19 protein-coding genes and 1 tRNA gene are annotated in these 25702 nt (G+C 33.9%); 11 read left to right on the top strand and 9 right to left on the bottom strand.

Going from position 1 to position 25702, the window contains the following annotated elements:
• Window positions 1-9: 9 nt before the first annotated feature.
• The 3 genes from ACQ33O_RS03945 to ACQ33O_RS03935 all read right to left on the bottom strand — a co-directional run bounded on the left by ACQ33O_RS03945 (window position 10) and on the right by ACQ33O_RS03935 (window position 3482).
• Complete coding sequence (locus ACQ33O_RS03945; protein WP_430994260.1) at window positions 10-1158, bottom strand: methionine aminotransferase; 1149 nt, start codon at window positions 1156-1158, stop codon at window positions 10-12.
• Between the two features lie 296 nt (window positions 1159-1454).
• A complete protein-coding gene (locus tag ACQ33O_RS03940; protein ID WP_430994259.1) occupies window positions 1455-2537 on the bottom strand; it encodes a mannose-1-phosphate guanylyltransferase in 1083 nt (360 codons plus the stop codon).
• A gap of 9 nt (window positions 2538-2546) precedes the next feature.
• Window positions 2547-3482 carry a KpsF/GutQ family sugar-phosphate isomerase gene (locus ACQ33O_RS03935; protein ID WP_430994258.1) on the bottom strand — a complete coding sequence of 312 codons (936 nt, stop codon included), beginning with the start codon at window positions 3480-3482 and terminating at the stop codon, window positions 2547-2549.
• Between the two features lie 363 nt (window positions 3483-3845).
• Between ACQ33O_RS03935 and ACQ33O_RS03930 the strand changes: the two genes are divergently transcribed.
• The 4 genes from ACQ33O_RS03930 (at window position 3846) to ACQ33O_RS03915 (ending at window position 8081) form a co-directional block, all read left to right on the top strand.
• The gene (locus tag ACQ33O_RS03930) at window positions 3846-6140 is read left to right on the top strand and encodes a RecQ family ATP-dependent DNA helicase (RefSeq protein ID WP_430994257.1); all 2295 of its coding nucleotides are present in this window, start codon (window positions 3846-3848) and stop codon (window positions 6138-6140) included.
• Between the two features lie 171 nt (window positions 6141-6311).
• Window positions 6312-6384: transfer RNA gene (locus tag ACQ33O_RS03925), tRNA-Phe, on the top strand.
• Window positions 6385-6880: 496 nt separating this feature from the next.
• Window positions 6881-7159: a helix-turn-helix domain-containing protein gene (locus tag ACQ33O_RS03920; RefSeq protein WP_430994256.1), complete on the top strand. Its 279-nt coding sequence runs from the start codon at window positions 6881-6883 to the stop codon at window positions 7157-7159.
• Window positions 7160-7163: 4 nt separating this feature from the next.
• Entirely contained in the window at window positions 7164-8081 is a 918-nt protein-coding gene (locus ACQ33O_RS03915) for a hypothetical protein (RefSeq protein ID WP_430994255.1), read from the top strand.
• Between the two features lie 229 nt (window positions 8082-8310).
• Here ACQ33O_RS03915 and ACQ33O_RS03910 read toward each other — a convergent pair whose 3' ends face one another.
• Both ACQ33O_RS03910 and ACQ33O_RS03905 read right to left on the bottom strand, forming a co-directional pair.
• The gene (locus ACQ33O_RS03910) at window positions 8311-8787 is read right to left on the bottom strand and encodes a hypothetical protein (protein WP_430994254.1); all 477 of its coding nucleotides are present in this window, start codon (window positions 8785-8787) and stop codon (window positions 8311-8313) included.
• 22 nt (window positions 8788-8809) lie between these two features.
• Entirely contained in the window at window positions 8810-9262 is a 453-nt protein-coding gene (locus tag ACQ33O_RS03905) for a surface-adhesin E family protein (RefSeq protein WP_430994253.1), read from the bottom strand.
• A gap of 493 nt (window positions 9263-9755) precedes the next feature.
• Here ACQ33O_RS03905 and ACQ33O_RS03900 point away from each other — a divergent pair, with 493 nt between their 5' ends.
• Window positions 9756-10457, top strand: a complete 702-nt coding sequence (locus tag ACQ33O_RS03900) for a hypothetical protein (RefSeq protein ID WP_430994252.1) — start codon at window positions 9756-9758, stop codon at window positions 10455-10457.
• 14 nt (window positions 10458-10471) lie between these two features.
• On the opposite strand, the gene ACQ33O_RS03895 is transcribed toward ACQ33O_RS03900, so the two are convergent.
• The 3 genes from ACQ33O_RS03895 to ACQ33O_RS03885 all read right to left on the bottom strand — a co-directional run bounded on the left by ACQ33O_RS03895 (window position 10472) and on the right by ACQ33O_RS03885 (window position 15919).
• Window positions 10472-14167, bottom strand: a complete 3696-nt coding sequence (locus tag ACQ33O_RS03895) for an AAA family ATPase (RefSeq protein ID WP_430994251.1) — start codon at window positions 14165-14167, stop codon at window positions 10472-10474.
• 18 nt (window positions 14168-14185) lie between these two features.
• Window positions 14186-14470 carry a hypothetical protein gene (locus tag ACQ33O_RS03890; protein ID WP_430994250.1) on the bottom strand — a complete coding sequence of 95 codons (285 nt, stop codon included), beginning with the start codon at window positions 14468-14470 and terminating at the stop codon, window positions 14186-14188.
• Between the two features lie 75 nt (window positions 14471-14545).
• The gene (locus ACQ33O_RS03885) at window positions 14546-15919 is read right to left on the bottom strand and encodes a hypothetical protein (RefSeq protein ID WP_430994249.1); all 1374 of its coding nucleotides are present in this window, start codon (window positions 15917-15919) and stop codon (window positions 14546-14548) included.
• A 161-nt stretch (window positions 15920-16080) separates the two neighbouring features.
• On the opposite strand from ACQ33O_RS03885, the gene ACQ33O_RS03880 reads away from it, so the two are divergent.
• Together ACQ33O_RS03880 and ACQ33O_RS03875 are read left to right on the top strand one after the other, a co-directional pair.
• Window positions 16081-17670: a type I restriction-modification system subunit M gene (locus tag ACQ33O_RS03880; RefSeq protein WP_430994248.1), complete on the top strand. Its 1590-nt coding sequence runs from the start codon at window positions 16081-16083 to the stop codon at window positions 17668-17670.
• A gap of 48 nt (window positions 17671-17718) precedes the next feature.
• Window positions 17719-18924, top strand: coding sequence for a restriction endonuclease subunit S (locus tag ACQ33O_RS03875; RefSeq protein WP_430994247.1), 1206 nt, complete (start codon window positions 17719-17721; stop codon window positions 18922-18924).
• Here the strand turns inward: ACQ33O_RS03875 and ACQ33O_RS03870 are convergent.
• A complete protein-coding gene (locus ACQ33O_RS03870) occupies window positions 18917-19978 on the bottom strand; it encodes a restriction endonuclease subunit S (RefSeq protein WP_430994246.1) in 1062 nt (353 codons plus the stop codon). The two genes, ACQ33O_RS03875 and ACQ33O_RS03870, sit on opposite strands and share 8 nt — an antisense overlap.
• A gap of 87 nt (window positions 19979-20065) precedes the next feature.
• On the opposite strand from ACQ33O_RS03870, the gene ACQ33O_RS03865 reads away from it, so the two are divergent.
• The 4 genes from ACQ33O_RS03865 (at window position 20066) to ACQ33O_RS03850 (ending at window position 25686) form a co-directional block, all read left to right on the top strand.
• Entirely contained in the window at window positions 20066-20992 is a 927-nt protein-coding gene (locus tag ACQ33O_RS03865) for a tyrosine-type recombinase/integrase (RefSeq protein ID WP_430994245.1), read from the top strand.
• A 65-nt stretch (window positions 20993-21057) separates the two neighbouring features.
• Window positions 21058-23964 (top strand): type I restriction endonuclease subunit R, encoded by a 2907-nt coding sequence (locus ACQ33O_RS03860; protein WP_430994244.1) that lies wholly within the window; start codon window positions 21058-21060, stop codon window positions 23962-23964.
• Window positions 23965-24475: 511 nt separating this feature from the next.
• The gene (locus ACQ33O_RS03855) at window positions 24476-24682 is read left to right on the top strand and encodes a hypothetical protein (protein WP_430994243.1); all 207 of its coding nucleotides are present in this window, start codon (window positions 24476-24478) and stop codon (window positions 24680-24682) included.
• A 47-nt stretch (window positions 24683-24729) separates the two neighbouring features.
• A complete protein-coding gene (locus ACQ33O_RS03850; RefSeq protein WP_430994242.1) occupies window positions 24730-25686 on the top strand; it encodes an SDH family Clp fold serine proteinase in 957 nt (318 codons plus the stop codon).
• Window positions 25687-25702 lie beyond the last annotated feature (16 nt).

Genomic DNA, 25702 nt, shown 5'->3' with positions numbered 1-25702 from the left:
CATTTTCTATCAAAGTTTTATCAATCTTTCTACGGCCGCTTCTAAAGTGGCCTCTTTTTTTGCAAAACAAAAACGCAATACTTTATTATCGGTTTCTGTTTTGTAAAATACCGATGTTGGTATGGTAGCTACACCAAATTCTTTGGTGAGCCGGATAGCAAAATCCTTTTCAGATTCATTTGTGATCTTACTGTAATCATACAACTGAAAATAACTTCCGTGAGAAACCAGCGGCATAAATTTCGTTTGCTGCATCAACTTTTGCAGAAGATCTCTTTTTTTTTGCATTGTATCTCCCAGTTGCAGATATGCATCTTTTTGTTGCAAAAACTCCGCTAACGCAAACTGAACGGGACTATTACAACTAAAGCAATTGAACTGATGGATCTTTCTAAACTCGGCCATCAAAGCAGCCGGTGCAATACAATAGCCAATCTTCCAGCCGGTGCAGTTATACACTTTACCAAACGAAAAGCAAACAAAACTTCTCTCCAACAAGTCGGGATACAATAACATACTATGATGTGGCAAGTCATCAAAAATTAAATGTTCATACACTTCATCACTCAAAATAAAAATGTTGGTATCTCTTACAATATTTTGCAATTGCTCAATATCGTTTTTCGATAGAACACTACCTGTAGGGTTGTGCGGAGAGTTTATTAAGACGACTTTTGTTTTGGAAGATATTTTTTCTTTCACCAGTTCCCAGTCAATAGAATAATCTGGAAATTGCAACGGTATCAATACAGGTATTGCTCCGTTCATTTCTATAGTTGGTATATAACTATCGTAAGCCGGTTCAAAAACAATGGCTTCATCTCCGGGTTGTAAAATAGTAGTTAGTGCAGTATAGATGGCATAGGTTCCTCCGGGTGTAATTGTAATTTCCTTTTCCGGATCAAGTGAAGCGTTATATAAAGATTGTATTTTTTCGGCTATACGTTCCCGTAATAAAGGGAGTCCGTTCATGTGAACATATTGATTGTTGCCTTTCTGCATTGCACGGTTTACCAATGCAATCAGTTCATCACTCATCATAAAATCGGGAAAACCCTGACCCAGGTTAATGGCATTATGCTCTACTGCCAAAGAACTCATCAGCGTAAAAATGGTGGTGCCAACTGTGGGTAGCTTACTTTGTATATGTTGACTCAAAATAAAATTTAAGCCTCAAAAGTACAATTATGGTACGTTTAAGCACTGTATTTTATCGACTAAACTTTGGGGATAGATATCTGATTGTCAAATATAAACAGAACTAATGCTGCCAGCAGCAAAAAGGGTAATGCAAGAATTGTTGCGACTCTAACTAAGGATTTCATAAATATAGAATATAATAGATAGAACAAATATAAGACCCTAAATCAGACGAAACAAGAAAAAATGTGTATTTCTTGTTAAAAAGTATTAACATATCCACATTTTTACCCAATTCGCTTGATAAAAAAAACTTATAGGTACTTATCTCCTTTATTGCGTTTTACCTCAGCAACATATTCTTTTATTTCCTGTTCCCTATCCTTTTTGCAGATCAATAGTACATCTTTGGTATCTACCACAATAAAATCATCTAGTCCTTGCAGCAGCACAAGCTTCTTATTGTCAGCATGGACCATATTTTTAGTGGCATCTATTACCATTACATTATCGCCTGCAACAGCATTTTCCAGATAATCTTTTTCGAGGTTTTCGTATGCACTTGCCCAGGTTCCCAGATCGCTCCAGCCAAAGGAAGAAGGAATGATGTAAACATTATCTGCCTTTTCCATAATGCCATAATCGATCGAGATATTTACACACTGAGGGTAGATCTTCTCTATAGATGCTTTTTCGGCATCGGTACTAAAATGTATCTTCTCTGCATCAAATACTTCGTGAATTTCCGGCAGGAATTTTTCAAATGCCGTTATGATATTTTTTACTTGCCACACAAATATGCCGGCATTCCATAAAAAATCGCCACTGGCTATAAATGTCTCGGCAAGTTCTTTATCCGGCTTTTCGGTGAACGCTTTTACTTTATATACATTGTCACTTACGGCATGCTGTTCATATTGAATATAACCGTAGCCGGTATTAGGATGAGTAGGGTTGATCCCTAATGTAACCAATGCTTTTATGTGTGCAGTAAAGTGCAATGCATCTGTACAAATTTTTTGAAAAGCTTCTTTTTCTAAAATGATATGATCAGCCGGTGCACAAATTAAGTTTGCATCGGGATTAAGTTGTTGCAATTTGTAAGATACATAAGCAATACAGGGTGCTGTGTTTTTCCTTGATGGTTCACACAAAATATTTTCTTTTGGCAATTCAGGCAATTGTTTTGCAACAATGTCTTTGTACTGTTCAGAGGTTACAACATAAATATTTTCTTTTGGAATGAACATAGCAAACCTGTCGAATGTACCTTGTATCAAGGTTCTTCCGGTATTCAAAATATCCAAAAACTGTTTTGGGAAATTGGTACGACTCATCGGCCAAAACCTGCTACCAATACCCCCGGCCATTATTGCCACATAATTATTCTTGTTCATGTTCATAAATTAAAAAATTCCTTCTCTTACTAAATCCTGAAGATGTATGATACCTGTATAAGTGTTTTCATTTACTACAATCAACTGGTTGATGCCTTTTTCTTTCATCAGATCCATTGCATCGGATGCCAGTATGTCTGCACCGATCGTTAACGGAGTTGCTGTCATAATATCTTTTGCCTTCAATGTATTAAAATCAGTACCCTTCGATAACATTCTGCGTAAGTCTCCATCGGTAATAATACCGGCAATGGAACCGTTACTTTGTAATACAACAGCAGCGCCCAAACGCTTTTGAGTGATCTCCATAATAACTTCACTAAGAGGGGCCGATTCATCTACGAAAGGCCTTTCATTCTGCGAAGCAATATCGCTAACCTTTAAATATAGTTTTTTACCAAGTGCTCCTCCGGGATGAAATTTGGCAAAATCTGCCGAATCGAAATTTCTCATTTCCATCAAACAAACAGCAAGGGTATCTCCCATTACCATTTGTGCAGTTGTGCTGGTAGTTGGTGCCAGGTTATTCGGACAAGCTTCCTGATCAACTGTGGTATTTAATATTATATCGCTTTGCGATGCTAAGAAAGATGTAGTATTGCCCACCATACCGATCAAAAGATTACCAAAACTCTTGATCAACGGTACTAATGCTTTAATCTCGGGACTATTGCCGCTCTTGCTGATCAGCATTACAACATCATTCGGCTGCACCATACCCAGATCTCCATGAATGGCATCGGCACCATGCATAAAAACTGAAGGGGTACCTGTACTGTTAAAAGTAGCGGCTATTTTTTGAGCAACAATCGCACTTTTCCCCACGCCACTTACTACTACTCTACCCGTAGAATCAAATATCCCGTTCAAGGCATTTTCAAAATCTTTATTGATAAATGCTTTGAGGCCGGAAATCGACTCGGCTTCGAGCTGAATTGTAGCCAATGCTGTATTTAGTATACCTGGATTAATCATTTTGAAGCCGCAAACCTACTTTAATTCCCCGACAACACAAAAGCTAATAGGATGAAAGGATTTTTAAAGTAATACGTTGCTATAAAGGGTTATAGAGAAAGCAAGTAATTTATCGGGAACGATGCCATAACAATAAGCTCCGGTGTTAGGATAATAAAAATTTTTTATTTATCTTAAAGCAAGGTTAAAATGCCATTCAATTTGAAATTAAAGCACAGTTGAACTAACTTTACAAGCCCCGGAAGGCTTGTAAGAGTTTCAGGTTGAACGGGATCCATTAACCAAAACAAAACCATTACATTATTAAACTCGGTGTGAAGGAAAAAGAAAGCTATGGCCACAGTAAAAGCAAAAAACAAATCTGCTTCAGAAAAAACGACTGAAAAAAAGAAAGTAACTGAAAAACCAATCAAGGCCATCAGTAAAACAAAAAATCTCGACCTGACAGCACAGCTTCAGGATTATTTCGGTTTCGATTCATTTAAAGACCCTCAGGAAGACATCATAAAACATTTATTGGCGGGAAACGACACTTTTGTAATAATGCCTACCGGCGGAGGTAAAAGCTTGTGCTATCAGCTACCGGCCATTATCAGCGAGGGTTGTGCCATTATTGTATCGCCATTGATCGCATTAATGAAAAACCAGGTAGATCTGGTAAGAAGTTATAGTAGTAAAGATGATGTAGCACATTTTCTTAACAGCACATTAAACAAAGGGCAGATAAAGACCGTAAAAGACGATCTCACCACGGGTAAAACCAAAATGTTGTATGTGGCCCCGGAAACGCTTACAAAAGAAGAAAATATCGAATTCTTTAAAGACCTCAATGTGTCTTTTTTTGCTGTGGACGAGGCCCATTGTATCAGCGAATGGGGACATGATTTCAGACCGGAATATCGTCGACTAAGAGAAATGATGGAGTTGATCAATAAAGATGCTCCCATGATTGCTCTAACGGCAACGGCTACACCAAAAGTACAAAGTGATATCCTCCGTAACCTCGGTTTAAGAAATGCAAAAGTTTTTATTTCATCCTTTAACCGTTCTAATCTTTATTACGAGATCTTACCAAAGATCAAAAAAGATCAAACAGTAAAAAGTATTGTTCGGTTTATTAGTCAGAATAAAGGCAAGAGTGGTATCATTTATACGCTTAATAGAAAAACAACAGAAGAATTGGCAGATATGCTGATGGCCAATGGTGTAAAAGCTGTAGCTTATCATGCAGGGTTAGATGCAAAATTAAGGGCTCAGCGACAAGATCTTTTTCTGAATGAAGATGTGCAGGTAATTGTTGCCACCATTGCCTTTGGAATGGGAATCGACAAGCCGGATATCCGTTTTGTCATACATTTCAATATCCCAAAATCAATAGAAAATTATTATCAGGAAACCGGCCGTGCAGGAAGAGATGGCAAGGAAGGAAAATGTATTCTATATTACTCTCACAAAGACGTAGCCAAGTTGGAACATCTGATGAGAGACAAGCCGCTCAGTGAAAGAGAGGTTGGCGCACAACTTATCAACGAAACCGTTGCATATGCAGAAAGCTCGGTCTGCCGCAGAAAGATATTGCTTAATTATTTTGGTGAAGATTACAATACCAAGCAGTGCAGCAAAATGTGCGACAATTGTAACAGTCCTAAAGAATTGATAGAAGCAAAAGCAGAGACACATATTGTGTTGAAAATAATTAAGGGGCTAGATGAACAGTTTACTATGGAATACCTCATGCATATTTTGAGAGGGAAACCAAATCCACAGGTAAAAATGTTCAGGCACGAAGAGAGAGATTTTTTTGGTGCAGGAAAAGATAAGGACGAACATTTTTGGAATTCGTTGATGCGACAAATGTTGCTGGAGCGATTGATACAAAAAGATATCGAGGAATACGGAGTTTTGAAATTTACGCCAAAGGGAGAAGCTTTTTTAAAAAAACCAACTTCTTTCAAAATAGCATTGAATAATTTATTTGAAGGTGCCGACGCTGATGATGAAGAAGGTAGTCCGTCGGCAAGCGGCGGTACCGTGGCTGATGAAAAATTAGTAGAAATGCTGAAGGATCTTCGTAAAAAAGTGGCTAAGGAAAAGAATCTACCACCTTTTGTGATCTTCCTTGAAACGAGTTTAGAAGATATGGCCACCATGTTCCCGACAACAATCGAAGAACTCGAAAAATGCCAGGGTGTTAGTAAGGGTAAGGCTGTTCGTTATGGTAGAAAATTTGTTGATCTTATAGCAGCGTACGTTGAAGAGAATGAAATTGAAAGACCTGACGACTTTGTAATGAAGGGTGTTGTGAATAGGAATAACAATAAGATATTTATTATTCAGAACGTAGATAAAAAGATACCACTGGAGACCATTGCCAAAACCAAAGACCTCCGCATAGATCAATTATTGGAAGAAATGGAGACTATTGTAGCCAGTGGTACCAGGCTCAACCTGGATTATGCCATTGATGAATTAGTTGATGAAAATGAACAGGATGAGATCATCGATTACTTCAAGGCCTGTGAAACGAGCAGTCTGCAGGTAGCGCAGGAAGAACTTGCGGATAGCGGCTTTAATTGGGAGCAGCTGAAGATAATGCGGATTAAGTTTTTGAGTGTGTATGGTAATTAGAGAACAGTTGCAAGGGGTTAGCTTCAAGGAAGAAGCAAAGGGGTTTGAATCAGTATGCTTGTCCCTCGTAGCTTGAAACTTGAGTCTTTTTCTTCTAAATTCTTCATTATTCAACTAGAATCCCTTATTTTTGCAACCCCAAAAGGGCTTCCCGAAGCGTCGGGATTAAAAGGTGCGGTAGCTCAGTTGGTAGAGCAAAGGACTGAAAATCCTTGTGTCGCCGGTTCAATCCCGGCCCACACCACGGAATAAAACGTAAATGGTTTGTGAATCAATGATTTGCAAACCATTTTTTATTTAGGGGCAAGAATGGGGGCAAGGAATAAGTCATTTTACCCAATTACTACCCTTTAATCTTAGCAATATTCCATTACCAAATTATTCTGCCTTTCCTCTATGAAACTGTTCAGCAAAAAAAAGGATGCTTTTGCAATATAAAAAATTCCACAATTATTAATTTCAAAAATTTTTGATACCCCACCCCCCTAAAAATATAAGAGGAGGTCCCGACTCACATAGAAAGGAATTTATTTTTAGGTTATTAACACTGGATCGAATTTCTTCTATTTCTCACAACAGTATAGATTTCAAGTAATAAAGAAGAAAGGGTATGCATACCCTTTCTTTACAATATTTTGATTATAACTGACTTATATACAATTGGTTATAAAATACAATGTTTAAAATAAAATTTGTACCCCTTAAGAGCATTTTGTCTATTGCATAATAATTTTTTTATTATGCAAAATTGTTACATCCCCAAATCAAAAGAAGAGCTTATAGAACTCATACAAGAAGCTGTTCAGGAAAGTCTTGTCTCAGTCCAAAAAGAAAATACCACTAATAAGTATCAAGATGAAATTTTTTCAAAAAAACAAGCGGCCTCCTATTTAAAAATTTCTCTTCCAACCCTTTCCTTGCGAACAAATGAAGGATTGATAAAAGCTTCAAGGATTGGAAGTAGAGTTTTGTATTATAAATCGGACCTCGATAAGGCATTAAATAACTCTAAAAAATAAATTCATGGACAATCAATTATGTTTTTTTGATGGCTTTTCATTGAAAACAGATAACCTTCAAACAATTCTTTTTTTTCAAGAAAACTATGACGAATTAGGATTCGGAAAAAACATTGTAGTAAATAATAAACTTACATATGATAGCATAACCGAATGCTTTCTTAAAATAAGCTTAGTAAAAGTTTTTGATGAAATAACACATATTAGTATAATTGGTAGTTTTCATAAGTGTTGTTTTGAAGGGCAAAATCATCAGGATTTAAAAATGATCGATTTCAGAAACAAAGTATTTGAGATCACAAAAAAATTTCAAATTAATCCTTCTGCTACTCAAGTCATGAAGTTAGAATATGGTGCAAACTTAGGTATACTTGACACCTGGGGTTATACTGCAAGAGGTATTATAAATAATACGGTTTTTTTAACTAAAAAAACCAAAACCGGAAAAATAGAAAATGATCTCCATAAGAATCAAGGAGCATCTTTAATTGTTGATCGGAAGGAATTCACCGATAAATTTTATTTTAAAAGCGCTCAAAGTGGAGAAGAATATGAAAAATTAAATATTATTCGTTTTGAAAGAGCATATAAGGCAAGAAGGCCGCTTAAAAAAATAGGAATTTTTACACTTGAAGATTTATTGACAAAAGATTATTCTGAAAAGCTGAATAACTTCCTGATCAAGGCTTTTAGTAAATTACTAATTTTTCAAGAAGAGGTCCTGGCAAATACTGAAATACTATTAGAAGATAAAATCTTTTATCTCGAACATAACTCTAAAAATATATGGGAAAAAATTAGCAGGGACCCGAAAGAGTTTTATAAAAAATCTAAACGATTTATTGCAATAACAGATAAATATTCTAAATATAATTACACTAAAGAATTAAAAAGCATGCTTACCGAAAAACTTTATAACTAAATACGCCAATATATTGGCGTATTTTGACCATCCCCCATTGGATGGTTTTTTATTAAAATCACTTTTTCAATACTTACCTACGTCCCAATCATCAGCCTGTAACCCCTTTTCTCTGCCCCGATTATCCTCCGGCTTTAAAAATGTTCCGGTGCTATCGCACCTTTGCTCCGCTTCGCTTCCGCAACATTTTTAAAACCTCCGAATAACCGGGGCAGAGAAAACTCGAAATTTAAAACCCAAATTGGGCCACTACTTCTGGCCATAAAATTTCTCTTGCTGTACTATCATTATGCCCTGCTTCCACTAATTCTTTTTTATCTTTTTGATACTGTAATTCAGCCTCTCGGATTTCGAAGAAAAGTGTCCCACTTTTTTTAAGGTTCCTATACAGCGTCTTTTTATAAGTTTTGATTAAATCGTACAGAATTTGCCCGTCACGTTCTAAATCATCTTTAGTTATCTTTTTTTCTAAAGCTTGTGGCTGTTTGTTTATTATTATCTTACCCCATTCGGTATCCATAATATCATTATTCAGTTTATTCTCTTCGATCAATTTAGCCAACTTCCGTTCTCCTATTTTTTTAGTTGCCGCTGTTATAAGTCCTTCTAAAATTTTTGATTTTATTGCAGGAGGAAACCCTTCTAACATTTTTAGTAAAGAAGGGGGCAGGGATGAGATGGGTATTTTCTTTTCGGTAGAATTCATTTATTTCCTTTTAAATGGCATATTAATTAAATTTTTCACATACTTTTTTAAACATTTCGCTTCCAATTGTGTCTGGAACTATATCATCAAACTCTACGTTATCATCGTTGTAACTATCAACAAGTTCAGATTTGGAATTATATGATACAACTTTTATTGCTCTCATCTTTTTATTATAACAATCAAATTCATATAAAAAAAGTTCATAGGCATTACGATATACCTTTTTGTCTAATTTTAAAACTTTACGTTTTATTTTCATCCAAATTTTTATTATTGAATACTCCTTATTCTCATAAGAAGACTTCATATAAATATCTGAATTTGCATCAGATGTTGAAGTGATATACAACCAGGAAGATGTTGAAGAAGATTGGTCTTGAGTCTTCACAGATGCAGAGGTATCAACAACAATGTCCTGACAATATGAATTGATACAAAGGGAAATTAAAAAAATCAAAAACAACGGTTTCATATTTATTAATTTGGCGCCTCAGTCCCTTTAGGCAGGTACAAAAAAAATTAGCGTGGGACATAAAGCTACTGTTCTGAGGTACTGGTATACCCTACACCAATAGACAATAAGCCCACGCATAGCGTGAGCGTTATTGCTTTCATTCTTGGTGTATAAAAATTACCAGTTTTCAGAACAAGAAATCAGCTAACGCTAACTATTATAAATTATGTTGTTTTCAAGAATACTATTTGCAAAATTACTTAATTTTTTACTCGTAATTGACCCAAAGTTTTCATCCAAAATTGGTAAAAGAAGGACTTTTTGTGTTATGAGCTTGGGATATAATTTTTGTAAATTTCAGGTCCATATTGCGTTTTATCATTTTACTTCAAAATCATTGCTCATATTTATGTGAAAAGATAGGGTGAGATTAGGGCAATAATTTGCCCTAAGAAAATTTATCCAATCCCCTTTATTTGTCTTAATAAATTTTGTATTTTTTGAGCAAAAAATGGGACGAACAAAAGAGAAAAAGAAAATCCTACACGAGCCTTCTACTCATGAAATATTTGGTTGTATAAGCAGAACGCCAACCTATTCAAAATTATTATTAGAGAATGGTCCCGAAAAGACTTATACAGCCTTCTTAAGTTGGTTAATAGAAAAGGACTTCTATAACGATAAATATGAAAAGATTAGTATAAAGAAAATGGCTGCAGACTTTAAAGCAGATTCAACAAAAGCTACAATTTGGATTAAAGAAATTTACCAAGACATTTTTGAGCTCAATAATGATAGACCCGAACTATTTCAAAATAATGATCTAAAAGTGTCGCTTTATATGAAATCTTATGACAATAGTTGTTGTTTTTCTACTTGCATGTCGGTTTTACCAAGGGAGTTTGAAACAGTGCGATTCCCATTTGTGCATGCAAAGATTGGAACGGATTATTTTTGGGTTAAGAAAGTTGAACATGAAATCGAGGATAATAAAATAGCTACCACACTTTGGCTGGAAGGCGGTTTTGTAAATAAATACCGGGAATTTGCTTTAGATAAAGCATTATTTGAGGGATGGATTCATTTTATGGATGTTTATGAAAAACATTCTTTTGAATTAGATAATGAGATAAAGAAAATTTATCGGAATGTACAGCATCAGCCTAAACTTTACGATAATTATAAAAAGGGTAAATGGCGTTTTATAAAATGAGTTTAAGCAATGAATTATTTAGAAAGCAAATCTCCAATTATTGCGTCAATATCCTTACTCTGTCTTCCGTTTTCAATGGTGGTTAATAATCTTCCAGGGAAGTGTTTATTATACCATTTCTCTTTTTTCTCCCAATGGCTTCTATAGCTTTTATCATCGAGCCTTCCCAAATGTTCAATATAATAATCTTCTCCATTTACTTTAACTGTAAAATCAGGTAAATAAAATGAACCGTCTGCTTCAGCGAATAACGGATACTCATACTTAAACGGTATTTTTCTTTCAAAAAGCCTGTTTGCAATTATTACTTCAGATTTCGAACGAACCATATGAGAAGACAGGGTTTCATGAATTTTTCCTTCTTCATACCATTCATTCATTACCAGCCATTCTTTAGGCAATGGTTTAAAGTCAAACAAAGAAGAGTTAATTTTAGATATACTACTTGCCTCGGGACGGGTTAGTTGCAGAAATGAGCTAATATCTTTTTCTGCAAAAATGGTGAGCTTGGTTTTTGCCCTGGTAATTGCAGTATAAATTAGCTCCTTCGATAATAACGTTTTTTTATTCTTCGGTAAAACCAGATATACATAAGTAAACTCACTACCCTGCGATTTATGAACAGAAATGGCATAAGCCAACTCTAAATTCCCTATTGGCTTTTCTTCAGGCATGTTATACCATTTGCCGTTTTTATGCTGAAATTTACCAAGTTCGTTTTTCTTACCATATGCAACGGCCTCCTTTCTTCCTTCAAAATCAACTACGAACCTTATTGGACGGAATGCCTCAGCCATCCACCTATAATTATACCATCTTCCTGTTTCATCGTCTTTAAACTTTTTATTATCGAATGGATGGGGTCTTGTAAAACCCAACTCCCCATTAAAAATTTGAATTTGCTTGTTAACACCATCAACATACGCAAATATTGGATCGGATTTAGTTCGGTTCCTAATTTGTATAACTTTATCAAACAAGGTTATACCATCATAAAATTGTTTCCACTCCGCCCGATTCTTATTGAATTTACTTTGCAAAAAACTATTGAGGATATCAGTTCCAAATTGTTCTCCCCTATAAGGTGAAATAACCTGAAAGTAATCCGCATGCTTCTTGTATTTATTTTCTTTATCCTCAAAAACCTTATTCAGCAGTTCATAATACCTTGCTTCATCATACTTGATTCCATGTTGCTTTTCCAAATCGCTGATTAATGTTTCAAACATCAATTCTTTCAACTGCAGCTCATCATCCCAGAATACAACGTTCAGGTCTTTTAAATTACCTGTGAAATCCAGTTCCTGTATTTGTTTAAGCAAATCAACAGTTTCAGATTTCTCTTCTCCCAAATCTTCAATTGCTTTTTCTTCTTCTCTTTCATGAATAAACATTTTTGCAAGATCTAATATCCCCGTTCCTTTTCCGGTAAGACGGTTTTCCATCTGGCGGAGATTTACCTTTAATATGCCTTTATGTTCATCATCTATCCAGTTGATAATGTCAGCAAATACTTTTCCTATACCAATAGCCGGAAGCTGATTAGGATCACCAACCAGTATAATTCGCTGAACTGTATTCCAGTTTATAGCTTTAAAGAGAGTTGCAACCAGTGACTGGTCGAGCATGGAACACTCGTCTATAATAAAAATTTTAACATCTTCTTCCTGTTTGCCCCCTTCTTTTTTAAATGTAAAATTATCATTCAACCAGCCTCTTGTTGCCAAAAAAGAATGAATGGTTTGAGCCTGTTTCTTTGTTCTTTCTCTTAACCTGTCAGCAGCTTTACCAGTTGGAGCAAGCAACAGAAATGAAGTTCCTGCTCCATGTGCTTTTTCAATCGCATCAATAATTGAACGTACAATTGTTGTTTTCCCAGTACCTGCTCCACCACAAATAACACTTAGCCCCTGCGTAAAAATTTTCTGACATACCGCTATTTGTCCTTCTACTGCTTGCTCATATTTTTTTGGATCAAGTTCTGCCAGCTTTGAAGATGGATCGTAAAGGAAATCGTGCCAGTTCTTTTCTGTCACCGGGCTTTTAAAAGAACTTATCTTTCTTTTATTCATGTCCCGAATTTTCGATTCTATATACCTTTCATCATCATAAATTCGTTTTAAATACAGATGTAAATTCTCTTCAGCATCTTTTCTTTTTACAATCACCTTATTGAGTTCTGCCTCATACGATTCAAAATTTCTCTTTTTAAAATCATAAGTACGCCACTCGTTCATCAGGGCTAAATAACGGTTAACATTATCTAATACTATTTCTGCGGCAGTAAAAGTATGTGTACTAACTCTTTTTAAGTCATTTACGCAAAGCGCCCTGAACCTGATAGCACTGCCTGCTGTTGTTAAGGGCTCTAATCCCAAATCAGGCGAAGGCAACATCCCATGGTCAATCTTACTGAAAGTAATTTTATCGTCGGGGTTATCACCGATATACGACTCACAAAGTATATACGGGTTCTCAATAATTTCTTTAACTGGGTTATAGATATTATTCTGATCGCGGCCCGGTTCCATTATCTTTTCAATTTGCTCTTCTGCTATATCAAAGCGGGGTAATACATTTAACAATAAATCAAGATCTTCTTCTTCACAACCGGCCATCCAATCCTGCAATTCATCCCACTCCTGTTTTTTTATTTCTATTCCCGGAACCGGACTGTTTTTCAAAAACGCATCTTTTATAATACCGTATGCCGCTTCTTCCTTGTTTTTTTTTGTTTCTTCTTTAAACCAACTGTTTATTACTGGAACGCCCAAATAGTTAAGCACTTTTGGTAGCCCAGGATAGCGACCACGGTTTTTCCATAATTCGCCAATCAACGATTCTAACCATTTTCTTCTTATATCCCAATCTTCAGAAGTATCGCCAACTTCGTGTTGCAATACATTCACAATACCTAATGCTCTTTCAATAACTTCCAATGCATCATCATCACTCATTTGCCGCATGGCATATTTAAAACACCTCTCATTATCTGGGAATAAAGCAATTTTATCAAGAATATCTGGTCTATCTTTATACAAATGATAGGGAATACGAAAGCCCTGTTCAGGGTAATGTGATGTAACCGGCATCTGCCATACAAAAGCGCCACCGTATTTTTTCTTTTCCTCTGTAGTTGCTTTTTCGTACATCATAAACTCATCAGGAATATGTTTTAACCTGCTGATACCAACAATCACATATCGCTTATTCTCATCTTCACTAAACGGGTTACTATAATTGCTATAGTAGAAAATAAGGCTTTCGTCCTTTTTTAGCTCCCCTAAAAAAGTCTTTACATTACTAATTCTGGTATCATAGTTAAACGTACCATCTTCATTTTTATCTTCTTCCCTGTACATTTCTTCATAAGGCCATACACTAATCGTATTTGGAGGCATTTCCCACTTACGTAGCTCTTGATTTACATACCACTCCGGTGAACTTACTTGTGCTGATACTGTTTCTTTTCCAAAAGCATTATTACTGAAACAACAAGGGGGAATATATTTATCTTTTATAGCAGCACAATTACAACCTGCATACTCCTTTCCTTCCATAAGCTGATGAACTTTTTCGTTATACATGTCGCCAGGGTAAGAATACTGGCCGGTACAATACGTGTTCTTTAATGGTTCTTTACAAATATGGCCGTTCCAGCCATCATTATGCCAGGTTAATCTTGCGGAGAAATGAATGGTTGATGACATAGTCTTGTGTTGATTAGATTAATAGTTTTTAAGTAGACAATCTGATATTCCTTTCAGCATTGCAGCCAGATCTTGTTTTTCAAAATGATTACGTTTTAGGCTTTCAAAAATCATCAGCTTGAAATCTTCCCAGGGCACTTCGCTTGAACCACGGATATTAAAGCCCCCATACTGGTTTGAATACCTGTTTCTGATTGACCAGTCTTTTTGATCTTGAGGCTCGTTCTTTGACCATGTAGAGTATCCCCATTCAATTGAATACCCACTTTTATTACTAAATGTAACTTCATCTTGCACTTCCATTGAAATTATTTTAAAAATTATAAAGAGCGTTATGTTTTAAACTGAACAAAATTATTTTGATGTTTACAAAAATTGCTAATCATTATCAACTGAAGATAATACTGTTCTAATTCTTATATTACGATTATATACCAACCCATGAAATGAATTGAAAGTTCCAAGTATACTCAAATTTGAAGCATTAAAAGCAGCACTAACGTTAATATCAGAGCTATAAATTACATTATGAGTCGTGGTACTTAACGAATATTTTTTCAAAAATCTATCAATCCCCCATCCCTTATTAATGTGTTCCTGAATCGAATCAGAAAGAGGGTGATCATATGTATTATCTTGACCATAGCTATAGACACAATAACCATTGCCTCTTTCAGTTGGTTTAGGAAATCCTTTTTTATTATATATTTTTCCCCCATGATGAGATACACATATTGCATCAACCTCCTTTCCCTGTTTAATAAAAAAATATTGGGAATCTCCTGGAAGTAGAATTTTAGATATGTTATCATTTTTTCGAAGATCCAAAATCATTCCTATTCCAGAATCGTTTCGTTTTTTACCAGAACATCTAAACATCTTCAAAAATCCATAGTTTTTACCCTTTCCTAATTCTTTATCAATTAAATAGAGATTTGTAGAAATCATTGCCGCAAACTTTCTAATACTTGGAGTAGTTTTTTGGAGTGGGGCCATTATGTTGCAGTTATTATATCTTGCTACCTTGGCTTTAAGGGATTCATAGTGATCAAAATCCCAATGTGACAAGATTATTAGTGGATTTCCGTTTACAGGAAAATTTTTTACAACTGGGTAAGTTTTTTTATTCCAATATGCACCTCCGCCCAAATCATAATAAAAGATTGGATCAAATTGTTTATCAAATACTCCGGTTGCATTACCCTGCCCAACATTAAAACTAACAACATTTATTTCCGAAATAGATTCATCCCTTTTTCTTTTTTCTACAAAGTCAGCAATTAAATCACTTGTTCTATTCTTATTGTACAAATCTTTTAAATCGACTAATGTATTTAATATATTTAAAAATTCTTTGTCTTCGCTTTTCCTTTTGCCGATTGCGGTAATATCTCCTTTGTTAAAGTAAGCAACTTGAACTTGATCTTCATTTTCAAAATCAAAAGGATAAAAATTGGCTTCAATTGAATTATCAGTTTTGATACCCCGCCCATTTAGTGTAAACCAATTGTCGACCATACCCTGAGCCTTAGAAACATTGTTGCCAAAGAAATTAGAGAACTGCTCATTTGTAAAACGCATTCTAAATAGCCCTGTTTCATATTTTAGAATTCCTTCTGTTGTATAGTTTGATATTACATCACGGTTTCCAACAAAAACGTCAAAAAATAACCAAATTGTATCATCATCTTGGGCTTCAATTTCGAAAAGATTCCCAATATAATTTTGCTCTTTAAGTAATAATAGAACCATGAATTTTTACTTTTAAAGTTAGGGTTTATAATGATCTTTTAGTCACTTTAGCCTTTATTTGTATAAAGTACTAATCGAAAATGAGGTTAAATCGAGTCCAAATTAATTCCGTATTTTGCAATACTTCATTTTTCAACAAAAACGGAACTCCCTAAACTAATATGTCAGAAGACCAAAAACGACTACTCGAACAACAACTTTGGAATATTGCTAATACTTTAAGAGGTAAAATGAATGCAGATGAGTTCCGGGATTATATCCTGGGATTTATCTTTTATAAATACCTGAGTGAAAAAATGGAAATGTTTGCCAATGAAATTCTGAAGCAAGACAAAATCATTTTTCGAGATATTACACCGAAAAACTCTCAAGCAAAAGAGTTTTTAGCAGCCATTAAAGACGAAGCATTGGAAAAATTAGGATATTTTCTAACGCCTGAGGAGCTTTTTGCTGAGGTAGCGAAACGTGGAAGAGGAAAAAATGAAGAAGATGTAGAAAAATTTGATGAAAAAAAAACCAATTTTATTTTAGAGGATTTGCAAAAAATCCTAACTAATATTCAATTGAGTACTATGGGAACTGACAGTGAAGAAGATTTTGATAACCTCTTTGAAGACATGGATCTGAACAGCACCAAACTTGGAAAGACTCCAGAAGCAAGAAATGCTATTATCGCAAAAGTTCTAACTCACCTTGATAAAATTGACTTTAAATTAAAAGATACAGAAGCAGATGTTTTAGGCGATTCTTATGAATACCTAATCGGACAATTTGCAAGTGGCGCAGGGAAGAAAGCCGGAGAATTTTATACTCCACAAGAAGTCTCAAAAATTTTAGCGAAAATTGTTACCACAGGAAAGCAAAAGCTAAAATCCGTTTATGACCCTACTTGTGGTTCAGGTTCATTATTGCTTCGTGTTGCAAGAGAAGTAAAAGAGGTAAGTAATTTTTACGGTCAGGAAATGAATCGTACTACTTATAATCTTGCACGAATGAATATGATCTTGCATGGAGTGCACTACCGAAAATTCGATATCAAACAAGAAGACACTCTTGAACATCCGCAACACATCGAAAAACAATTTGAAGCAATTGTAGCTAATCCTCCATTTTCAGCCCAATGGAGCGCCAATCCAATATTTACAAGTGACGATCGATTTAGTCAATATGGGAAATTGGCTCCAAGCAGTAAGGCTGATTTCGCCTTTGTACAGCATATGGTTTATCATTTAGCTGAAAATGGTTGTATGGCAGTTGTTTTACCACATGGAGTTTTATTTAGGGGGTCTTCAGAACTTCATATTCGAAAATACCTGATTGAAAATAAAAATTATTTAGATGCGGTAATTGGACTACCTGCAAATATTTTCTACGGAACCAGTATACCAACCTGTATTTTAGTATTTAAGAAATGTCGTGAGAATCCCAATGATATTTTGTTTATTGATGCAAGTAATGATTTTGAAAAAGTAAAAACACAAAACATATTACGTGATAAACACATTGCTAAAATTATTGATACCTATAGAACCAGAGAAACAATAGATAAATATAGCTATGCTGCTTCGATTAAGGAAATTGCAGAGAATGAGTATAATCTTAACATTCCTCGTTATGTCGACACTTTTGAGAAAGAAGAAGAAATTGATATTGAAGCAGTGATGAATGAAATCAAAACTCTGGAATCAAAACGAAGTGAATTAGATAAACAAATCGAAGTTTATTTTACAGAATTGGGATTAGTTTTTTAATAAGATCATTAATCCTTAATTTTTACTGAAAAGAAATAAAGTCATTTAATGATCGATAAAAGAAAAAATAAAGCTAACGTTCCAAATTTGAGATTCCCGGGATTTGAGGGGGGGTGGGTGGAAAAGAAATTAGGAGAGATTTGTGAGGTAATTGGGGGAGGAACTCCAGAAACAAATAAAAATGAATACTGGAATGGTAATATTCAATGGTTTACTCCAACAGAGATAAAAACCAGATTTGTTTCTAAAAGTGAAAGGACAATTAGTGAATTAGGGCTAAAAAAGTCATCCGCTAAAATATTACCAAAGGGAACGATCTTGTTGACAACAAGAGCAACTATTGGAGAGGCATCAATCGCACTTGAGGAATGTACTACTAATCAGGGGTTTCAATCTTTGGTAGTTGATAAAGGGTATAATAATATTTTTATTTACAATTGGATTAAAGAGAATAAATATGAATTAATAAAACGTTCAAACGGCTCAACATTTCCCGAAATCAGTAAGTCAGAAATTGAAAAAATTGAAATAAACCTCCCTTCTATTGATGAACAAAAAAAAATTTCATCTTTTCTTTCATTGCTTGACAACAGAATTCAGACTCAAATCAAAATAATTGAAGAGCTTGAATCTTTAAGTAAAGGGCTAAGAGAAAAACTATTTTCGCAGCAGTTACGATTTAAAGATGATAAGGGGAATGAGTTTCCTGATTGGGAAGAAAAAATATTAGGCAATCTTGTTGAATTTAAAAATGGGAAAGCTCATGAAAATGATATTGATGAGAACGGAAAGTACATTGTTGTAAATTCTAAATTTATTTCTCGAGTAGGGGATGTTAAAAAATATTCGAATGAATGTATCATGCCATTATATAAAGATGAAATAGTAATGGTTATGAGCGATGTTCCGAATGGCAAGGCTTTGGCTAAATGTTTTCTAATTGATGAGAATAATAAATATACATTGAATCAACGTATTTGTGGGTTGAAGGCATTTAATTGTTATAATCCCTTTTTGTATTTTATGCTGAATCGTAATGAATATTATTTATCTTTTGATTCAGGAGTAGGACAAACAAATTTAAGAAAAGAGGAGGTGCTTAAATGTCCTTTGATTATTCCTTCTTCAGTACAAGAACAAATCAAAATTGCTAAATTGTTGTTATCGATTGACCAGAAAATTAATATTAGTATAAAAATTTTCGAATCGTTAGTAAAGCAAAAGAAATATTTTTTGCAGCAGATGTTTATATAAACATGTTTTGTAAAAAGTACTTTTTCTGATGTTCATATTGCTGTAATGATTTCTTTCCAATATTAATTTTCTGGTTAATTGATGAAAGAAAACTTGAAATCTTTAACTGCTCTCCCATAGATGGAATAATCAATCTTTCTTTTTTATAGTCTTTAAAATAAATATGTGGAATTGTGCTGCCAGTGACATATGCTGTAAAATCAATATTGCTTAATAAGCAAAACAAAAAGTAAGTATTAATCGATTTTGAAGGTTTAATAATATCCATCGTACCCAAAACAGAGGACTTCCCTTTACAATAAAAAAGTCTACCTACTCCTGCTCCATCTTTTACAATACTTATATAATCGGATTCTTCTTCATAAAAATCGACTTTTTTCAAAATACCAGAAGCCCCATAAATAATATATTCGCCAAAATTGTTTTCAATTTTATTTGCCGAAATGTTTGAAGACTTTTTCTCACATACATATTCCAATTTTTTTTCTTCCCAATCAGGAAACTCATTCCCCTTATCATCTTTAAATCGTAACTGCTGCGAAAATAGTTTTTCTCTTAGCCCTTTACTTAAAGATTCAAGCTCTTCAATTATTTTGGTTTGAGTTTGAATTCTGTTGTCAAGCAATGAGAGAAGTGATGCAATTTTATTTTGTTCATTTTTTGATGGAATGAAAACGTCAATTTGCTCAATTGTGTTTTTTGAGAGGCTTGGAACTCCAGACGCCTCATTATACTTTAACCAATTTATTTGTTCAAAAACATAAAATAGAAATTTTGGTATAATATCTTTATAAGAGTGGGTATAAAATAATGTATCAACCGTCCACAATTTCCCATTGTAATAAAATGGTTTATTAATAGTACCTTTTCTTCCTATACAAACAGTTTCACCATCAAAAAGATATTCGTTAACAGAAGTCATATATCCGCCTGTTCCAAAAACAGGAATATTTCCTTCTTGCAAATGTTTATAATCTCTACCACTACCTATTTTTAAAATCTCACCAATTTTGCTGTTAGTCCAAAAACTATCCTCAAATCCCGGGAATCTCAAATTTGGAACCTTAAAGATTTTTCGTCCTTGTTAAAATCGTTTATTCATATCTTTTGGCATTAGGATAAAATCTTTAAATCAAAATTTATGAATCAACAAAAAAGAATCTCAGAGATCATTGAACTATGGAAAGAAGACAAAAAAATGTATGTAAAAAAATCCAGTTTTTCAGCTTATGCTCTACTACTGGAAAATCACTTGGCGCCAGCATTTGGGAGCAAGTACAAACTTGAAGAGTTAGAAGTACAAACATTTGTTCTTGGAAAATTAGAGCATGGGTTAAGCCAGAAAACTATTAAGGATATTTTGATTGTCCTGAAGATGGTGCTGAAATTTGGGGCAAAAAACAAATGGTTAAAATATTCACAATTCAATATCCAATTTCCAACTGAAAGAGAAAAACATAATGTTGAAGTATTTAGTAGAACTAATCAAAAAAAGTTAATGAACCACATCCAGGAACATTTCACTTTTAGAAATTTAGGAATATATATCTGTCTATGTTCAGGCATGCGTATTGGAGAAATATGCGCTCTTACTTGGGAAGATATTGATATTGATGCTGCAATTATCAAAGTAAAAAGGACGATACAGCGCATCTATATAATAGAAAAAGGTGTTCGTAAAACAGAGCTTGTACTTGATGCCCCTAAAACCAAAAATTCTATTCGGGAAATCCCTTTAAGTAAAGAGTTATTAAAAATGCTAAAGCCCGTAAAAAAAATCGTAAACAACACCTTTTTTATATTAACAAATGAAGCAAAACCAACAGAGCCAAGAACCTATAGAAGCTATTATAAAAAGCTCATGAAAGAATTGGATATGCCGGAATTAAAATTTCACGGATTACGACACAGTTTTGCAACCCGATGTATTGAAAGTAAGTGCGATTATAAAACAGTAAGCGTATTATTAGGGCATTCAAATATTAGCACAACATTAAACTTATATGTACACCCCAATTTAGAACAAAAAAAGAAAGCAATTGATCAGATGTTCCGAGGTTTAAAATGATTATTAAGCGTATATACAATCATGAGCTTCTAAAATTAGTATATTCGTTTCTTTAGGATCTACTTATGTCGAAACAATCTGAACAAATATTAGAAGAGAAATTGATAGCCCAATTACAAAAATTGGGCTATCAATATATTTCAATTTTTGATGAAGCAAGTCTTTTAGATAATCTTAAAAAGCAATTAGAAAAACATAACAATTTTAGCCTTTCAGATAGTGAATTTGAGAAAGTATTAAATATTCTCAACAAGGGATCGGTATTTGAAAAATCAAAGGCCCTTAGACAAAAACAGCATATTGTACGGGATAACGGAGATAATCTTTATTTCGAATTCTTAAATACCAAACATTGGTGCCAAAATCAATACCAAGTAACTAATCAAGTAGCTCAGGAAGGTAAATACAAAAATAGATATGATGTTACTTTATTAATAAATGGGTTTCCTCTGGTTCAAATAGAACTCAAGCGAAGAGGATTAGAACTGAAAGAGGCTTTCAATCAAATAAATCGTTATCAACGCCACTCCTTTGCTGCAAATTCGGCGCTATACCAGTATGTTCAAATCTTTGTTATTAGCAACGGAGTAAATACAAAGTATTATGCAAATAACCGTAATCAAAGTTTCAAACAGACATTCTATTGGACGGATGTAGAAAACAAACGTCTAACTAATATTTTGAATGGTTTTACGGATGCCTTTTTAGAACCTTGCCATATCAGCAAAATGATATGTAAATACATTGTATTAAATGAGGCTTATAAAATCCCAATGGTATTACGTCCTTACCAGTTTTATGCAGTTGAAGCTTTAATTGAACGGGTAAAGAACTCTATCAGAAATGGCTATATATGGCATACTACAGGTTCGGGAAAGACATTGACCAGTTTTAAAGCCAGTCAAATTTTAATGGATATGCCCGAGGTCCATAAAGTGGTTTTCGTTGTAGACAGAAAAGACTTAGATTATCAAACTACCAAAGAGTTCAATAGTTTTAGTGATGGATGTATTGATGGAACTGATAATACGAGCAATTTAGTAAAACAATTCATAGATACATATATTGATAAAAAAGGAGAAGCTAAGGAGACAAAATTAATTGTAACCACTATTCAAAAGCTCAACACTGCGATAAGCAAATTGAAGTATGAAAAGAAGATGGCAGAACTGAAAGACAAACGAATCATCTTCATTTTTGATGAGTGTCATAGAAGTCAGTTTGGGGATACGCATAAACGTATAAAAGAATATTTCGGAGAAGCTCAAATGTTTGGGTTTACAGGCACTCCTATTTTTGCAGATAACGCCAATAAAAACGAATTAGGCAAACGGACGACAAAAGACCTGTTTGAAGATTGTCTTCATAAATATGTAATCACTGATGCAATTAAAGATGAAAACGTACTCAAATTTTCAGTCGAGTATGTTGGTAAATACAAGCAAAAAGATACTGCAACCACAATTGATATCGAAGTGGAGGATATAGATACTCAAGAATTAATGGAAGATTCGACCAGGTTGGAAAAGATTGCTGATTATATTATTGCTCATCATAATCGGAAGACACACAATCGTGATTTTTCAGCAATGTTTGCTGTTGATAGTGTGAAATGTCTTATTAAGTATTATGATATATTCAAACGAAAAAAATTAGCAGGTGAACACAATCTAAATATAGCTACCATTTTCAGTTATGCCGCTAACGAAGATGATGCTGATGCTAATGGATTTTTACCTGATGAACTTTCAGTTGTTGAAGAACCTAAAGCATTGTACGGGTTGCAAGCTCATAGTCGTGAAAAACTGGATGAGTATATAGAAGATTACAATGAACTATACGACACAAAATATTCCACTAAAACCAGCGAGGATTTTTATAATTATTACAATGACATTTCAAAAAAATTAAAAGACAGAGAGCGACAATCAGAAAACTTAAATAATCGTATTGATATTTTATTGGTAGTGAATATGTTTCTAACTGGTTTCGATGCTAAAAAGCTTAATACGTTGTATGTTGACAAAAACTTAAAATATCATGGGCTAATACAGGCATATAGTCGTACTAATCGTATTTTGAATGAAATGAAATCACAAGGTAACATTCTTGCTTTCCGAAATTTAAAAAATAGAACTGATGAAGCAATTACTCTTTTCAGTAATAAGGAGGCAATTGAAGTAATTGTTATGCAGCCATATGAGGATTATGTTGCCAAATTTAATGATGCATTTGAAAAGCTATTAGAGATAACACCCACCACAGATAGTGTTAATGACCTTGAAACAGAAGACGATGAGCTTTCTTTTATTAAAGCTTTCCGAGATTTAATGAGAATCAAAAATATACTCACAGCCTTTTCAGACTTCAAATGGGAAGATATGAAAATGAGCGAGCAACTTTTTGAAGACTTTAAGAGTAAATACCTTGATCTATGGCAAAAAGTAAAAACTCAAAAGGAAAAGGTTTCAATTTTAGATGATGTTGATTTTGAGTTAGAGCTAATTATCCGTGATGAAATTAATGTAGCATATATCATTCAGCTTTTAATTAAATTAAAATCAAAAACTCAAAAAGACACCACGAATGCAGAAAGAGAAATCTTTAATTTATTAAATACAGAAACAACTCTTCGAAGCAAACGGGAATTAATTGAAAAATTCATTTTGGAAAATTTGCCTGTTATTACTGATGCTGACGATATAGCACAAGAGTTTGATAAATATTGGAGCGAAGAGCAGAAAAAGGCATTTAACTCATTAGTAAAGGAAGAAAAGCTTTCTTATGAAAAAACTGAAAAGCTTATTGAAGACTATCTGTTTGCAGAAAGAGAACCATTAAGAGATGAGGTATTGGATCTTATAGAAGGAGAAAAGCCAGGGCTATTACAACGTAAGAAATTAGGAGATAGAATTTTAAAGCGTATTATAGATTTTGTAGAAACATTTATTAATGGGATGAATAATGAATAATAACATTATTCGTAATAAAAATTTGACTGATTTACACAAAATATACTTTGAGACAAGAAATCTACCACTTTACAAACTGCTTCAATATCCCTCAACACATCCCGGCAATATGCCTTAAACATTGTTGATACTCACAAAATTAAAGACTCAAGTAAAAACCTGTTAACTCGATAAACAATGAATTTTTCATATAACTCTTGCTAAATGAATCAACTACTTTTATTAACAACGCTGCATTTATGTTAATTAGCTTGATTTACCTATTGTTTTAGCCGAGCATTTGTTCTTTATTTGTAACCAGAATGACGGGGAATTAACTTACTTTTTATCTAAAAGTCACGTAGCTTTGCATTTGTAGGATAAAAAGTCGAATAAATGAAAAAATGATTTTATATTGGCATTGTTTCTGCGCCAATATCTGTGAAATGCCAGAATTTCCCCAAAATCAATAGTACCCATTATCAAAATTTTAACCGGCATTTGAGTCATTATAAACTATAAAAATTTAGAAATGCATCAAGAAAATGAAATTCTTCAACCTCAAGATTTCAAAAAAATATTTGACGATTTTAATAAGTTAGGCAATGAGCTTTATCCAGAATTATCACAAACAATGGAAAACTTTAATGAGAATAAAATATCTATAGAAAGTTATGAAGAATACATTGCTATTCTAAACCAACCTCCAGTAATTACAACCTCAAATCATGTAGGCTAACTTGTTTGCTATAACTCTTCTTAATAATAACCACTTAAATTAGTAGTATGCCAACTTGGGGACAAATTTTAAATGAAGTCCAAGCCGAACAAAGGGCTGGAATTGCTAATCCATTTGATAAGGTTCGTCAAAAGTATTTACAACAATTATGCGCATTAACAGGTAGAGATGTTATAGTATATGCTTCTAAGTGGACTTCTGGTGATGCCCCTCCAAATTTAGTATCCATTATTGACGAAGATTTACAAGGATTTATGGAGGCTATACATGGACTTAAAAATAAAAATTTAGATTTAATTCTTCATACTGGTGGTGGTTCTGCTGAAGCTACTGAAGCGATTGTTTCATACTTACGCCAAAAATTTGACAACATTAGAATCATTATTCCTCAGGCGGCTATGTCAGCAGGAACAATGCTTGCTTGTTCTGCTGATGAAATTCTAATGGGCAAGCATTCATTTATAGGGCCGATAGACCCGCAATTTATTTTACCGACGCCTAACGGATACCAATCTGTTCCTGCTCATGCTATCATTGAGCAATTTGAAAAAGCTCAAAAAGAAATTGTAGACAATCCTAAATTGTTAAGTACATGGCTTCCTATGCTAAATCAATATGGTCCTGCATTATTGATTCAATGCAATAATCAAATAACTTTTGGTAGACAGTTGGTCGAAAGTTGGTTGAACAATTTCATGTTTAAAGGTGAAGATGGAAGTAAAGCTTCAAAAATAGCCGAACATTTATCCAATCATGGTAATTTCAAAACTCATTCTAAGCATATAAATAATATCGATGCAAAGAATTTAGGTCTTAAAATAAGTGATTTGGAAGAGTCGCAAGAATTACAAGAGTCTGTGCTCTCTGTCTTCCACGCAATTATGATAAATTTAAATGTGGCAGTAAAAATCATTTGTAATCACAATGGAAATGCATTTGTCAAGCAACAAAAACAGGTTCAGATTCCAATTCCAATTCAAGCTGCTCCGCGTGGCAATAAATAAGTTTGGGGGCACCGGA

This window comes from Ferruginibacter sp. SUN002 (genome assembly GCF_050611725.1).
Lineage (GTDB): Bacteria > Bacteroidota > Bacteroidia > Chitinophagales > Chitinophagaceae > Ferruginibacter.
Note: the sequence above shows the minus strand (reverse complement) of the source record. Positions and strands in the feature narration are given on the sequence as shown.

Coding starts and splice junctions, on each gene's coding strand:
- ACQ33O_RS03940 (WP_430994259.1), bottom strand. CDS start 2,537: ATGAACAAGAATAATTATGTGGCAATAATGGCCGGGGGTATTGGTAGC.
- ACQ33O_RS03930 (WP_430994257.1), top strand. CDS start 3,846: ATGGCCACAGTAAAAGCAAAAAACAAATCTGCTTCAGAAAAAACGACT.
- ACQ33O_RS03920 (WP_430994256.1), top strand. CDS start 6,881: ATGCAAAATTGTTACATCCCCAAATCAAAAGAAGAGCTTATAGAACTC.
- ACQ33O_RS03915 (WP_430994255.1), top strand. CDS start 7,164: ATGGACAATCAATTATGTTTTTTTGATGGCTTTTCATTGAAAACAGAT.
- ACQ33O_RS03910 (WP_430994254.1), bottom strand. CDS start 8,787: ATGAATTCTACCGAAAAGAAAATACCCATCTCATCCCTGCCCCCTTCT.
- ACQ33O_RS03905 (WP_430994253.1), bottom strand. CDS start 9,262: ATGAAACCGTTGTTTTTGATTTTTTTAATTTCCCTTTGTATCAATTCA.
- ACQ33O_RS03900 (WP_430994252.1), top strand. CDS start 9,756: ATGGGACGAACAAAAGAGAAAAAGAAAATCCTACACGAGCCTTCTACT.
- ACQ33O_RS03895 (WP_430994251.1), bottom strand. CDS start 14,167: ATGTCATCAACCATTCATTTCTCCGCAAGATTAACCTGGCATAATGAT.
- ACQ33O_RS03890 (WP_430994250.1), bottom strand. CDS start 14,470: ATGGAAGTGCAAGATGAAGTTACATTTAGTAATAAAAGTGGGTATTCA.
- ACQ33O_RS03885 (WP_430994249.1), bottom strand. CDS start 15,919: ATGGTTCTATTATTACTTAAAGAGCAAAATTATATTGGGAATCTTTTC.
- ACQ33O_RS03880 (WP_430994248.1), top strand. CDS start 16,081: ATGTCAGAAGACCAAAAACGACTACTCGAACAACAACTTTGGAATATT.
- ACQ33O_RS03875 (WP_430994247.1), top strand. CDS start 17,719: ATGATCGATAAAAGAAAAAATAAAGCTAACGTTCCAAATTTGAGATTC.
- ACQ33O_RS03865 (WP_430994245.1), top strand. CDS start 20,066: ATGAATCAACAAAAAAGAATCTCAGAGATCATTGAACTATGGAAAGAA.
- ACQ33O_RS03860 (WP_430994244.1), top strand. CDS start 21,058: ATGTCGAAACAATCTGAACAAATATTAGAAGAGAAATTGATAGCCCAA.
- ACQ33O_RS03855 (WP_430994243.1), top strand. CDS start 24,476: ATGCATCAAGAAAATGAAATTCTTCAACCTCAAGATTTCAAAAAAATA.
- ACQ33O_RS03850 (WP_430994242.1), top strand. CDS start 24,730: ATGCCAACTTGGGGACAAATTTTAAATGAAGTCCAAGCCGAACAAAGG.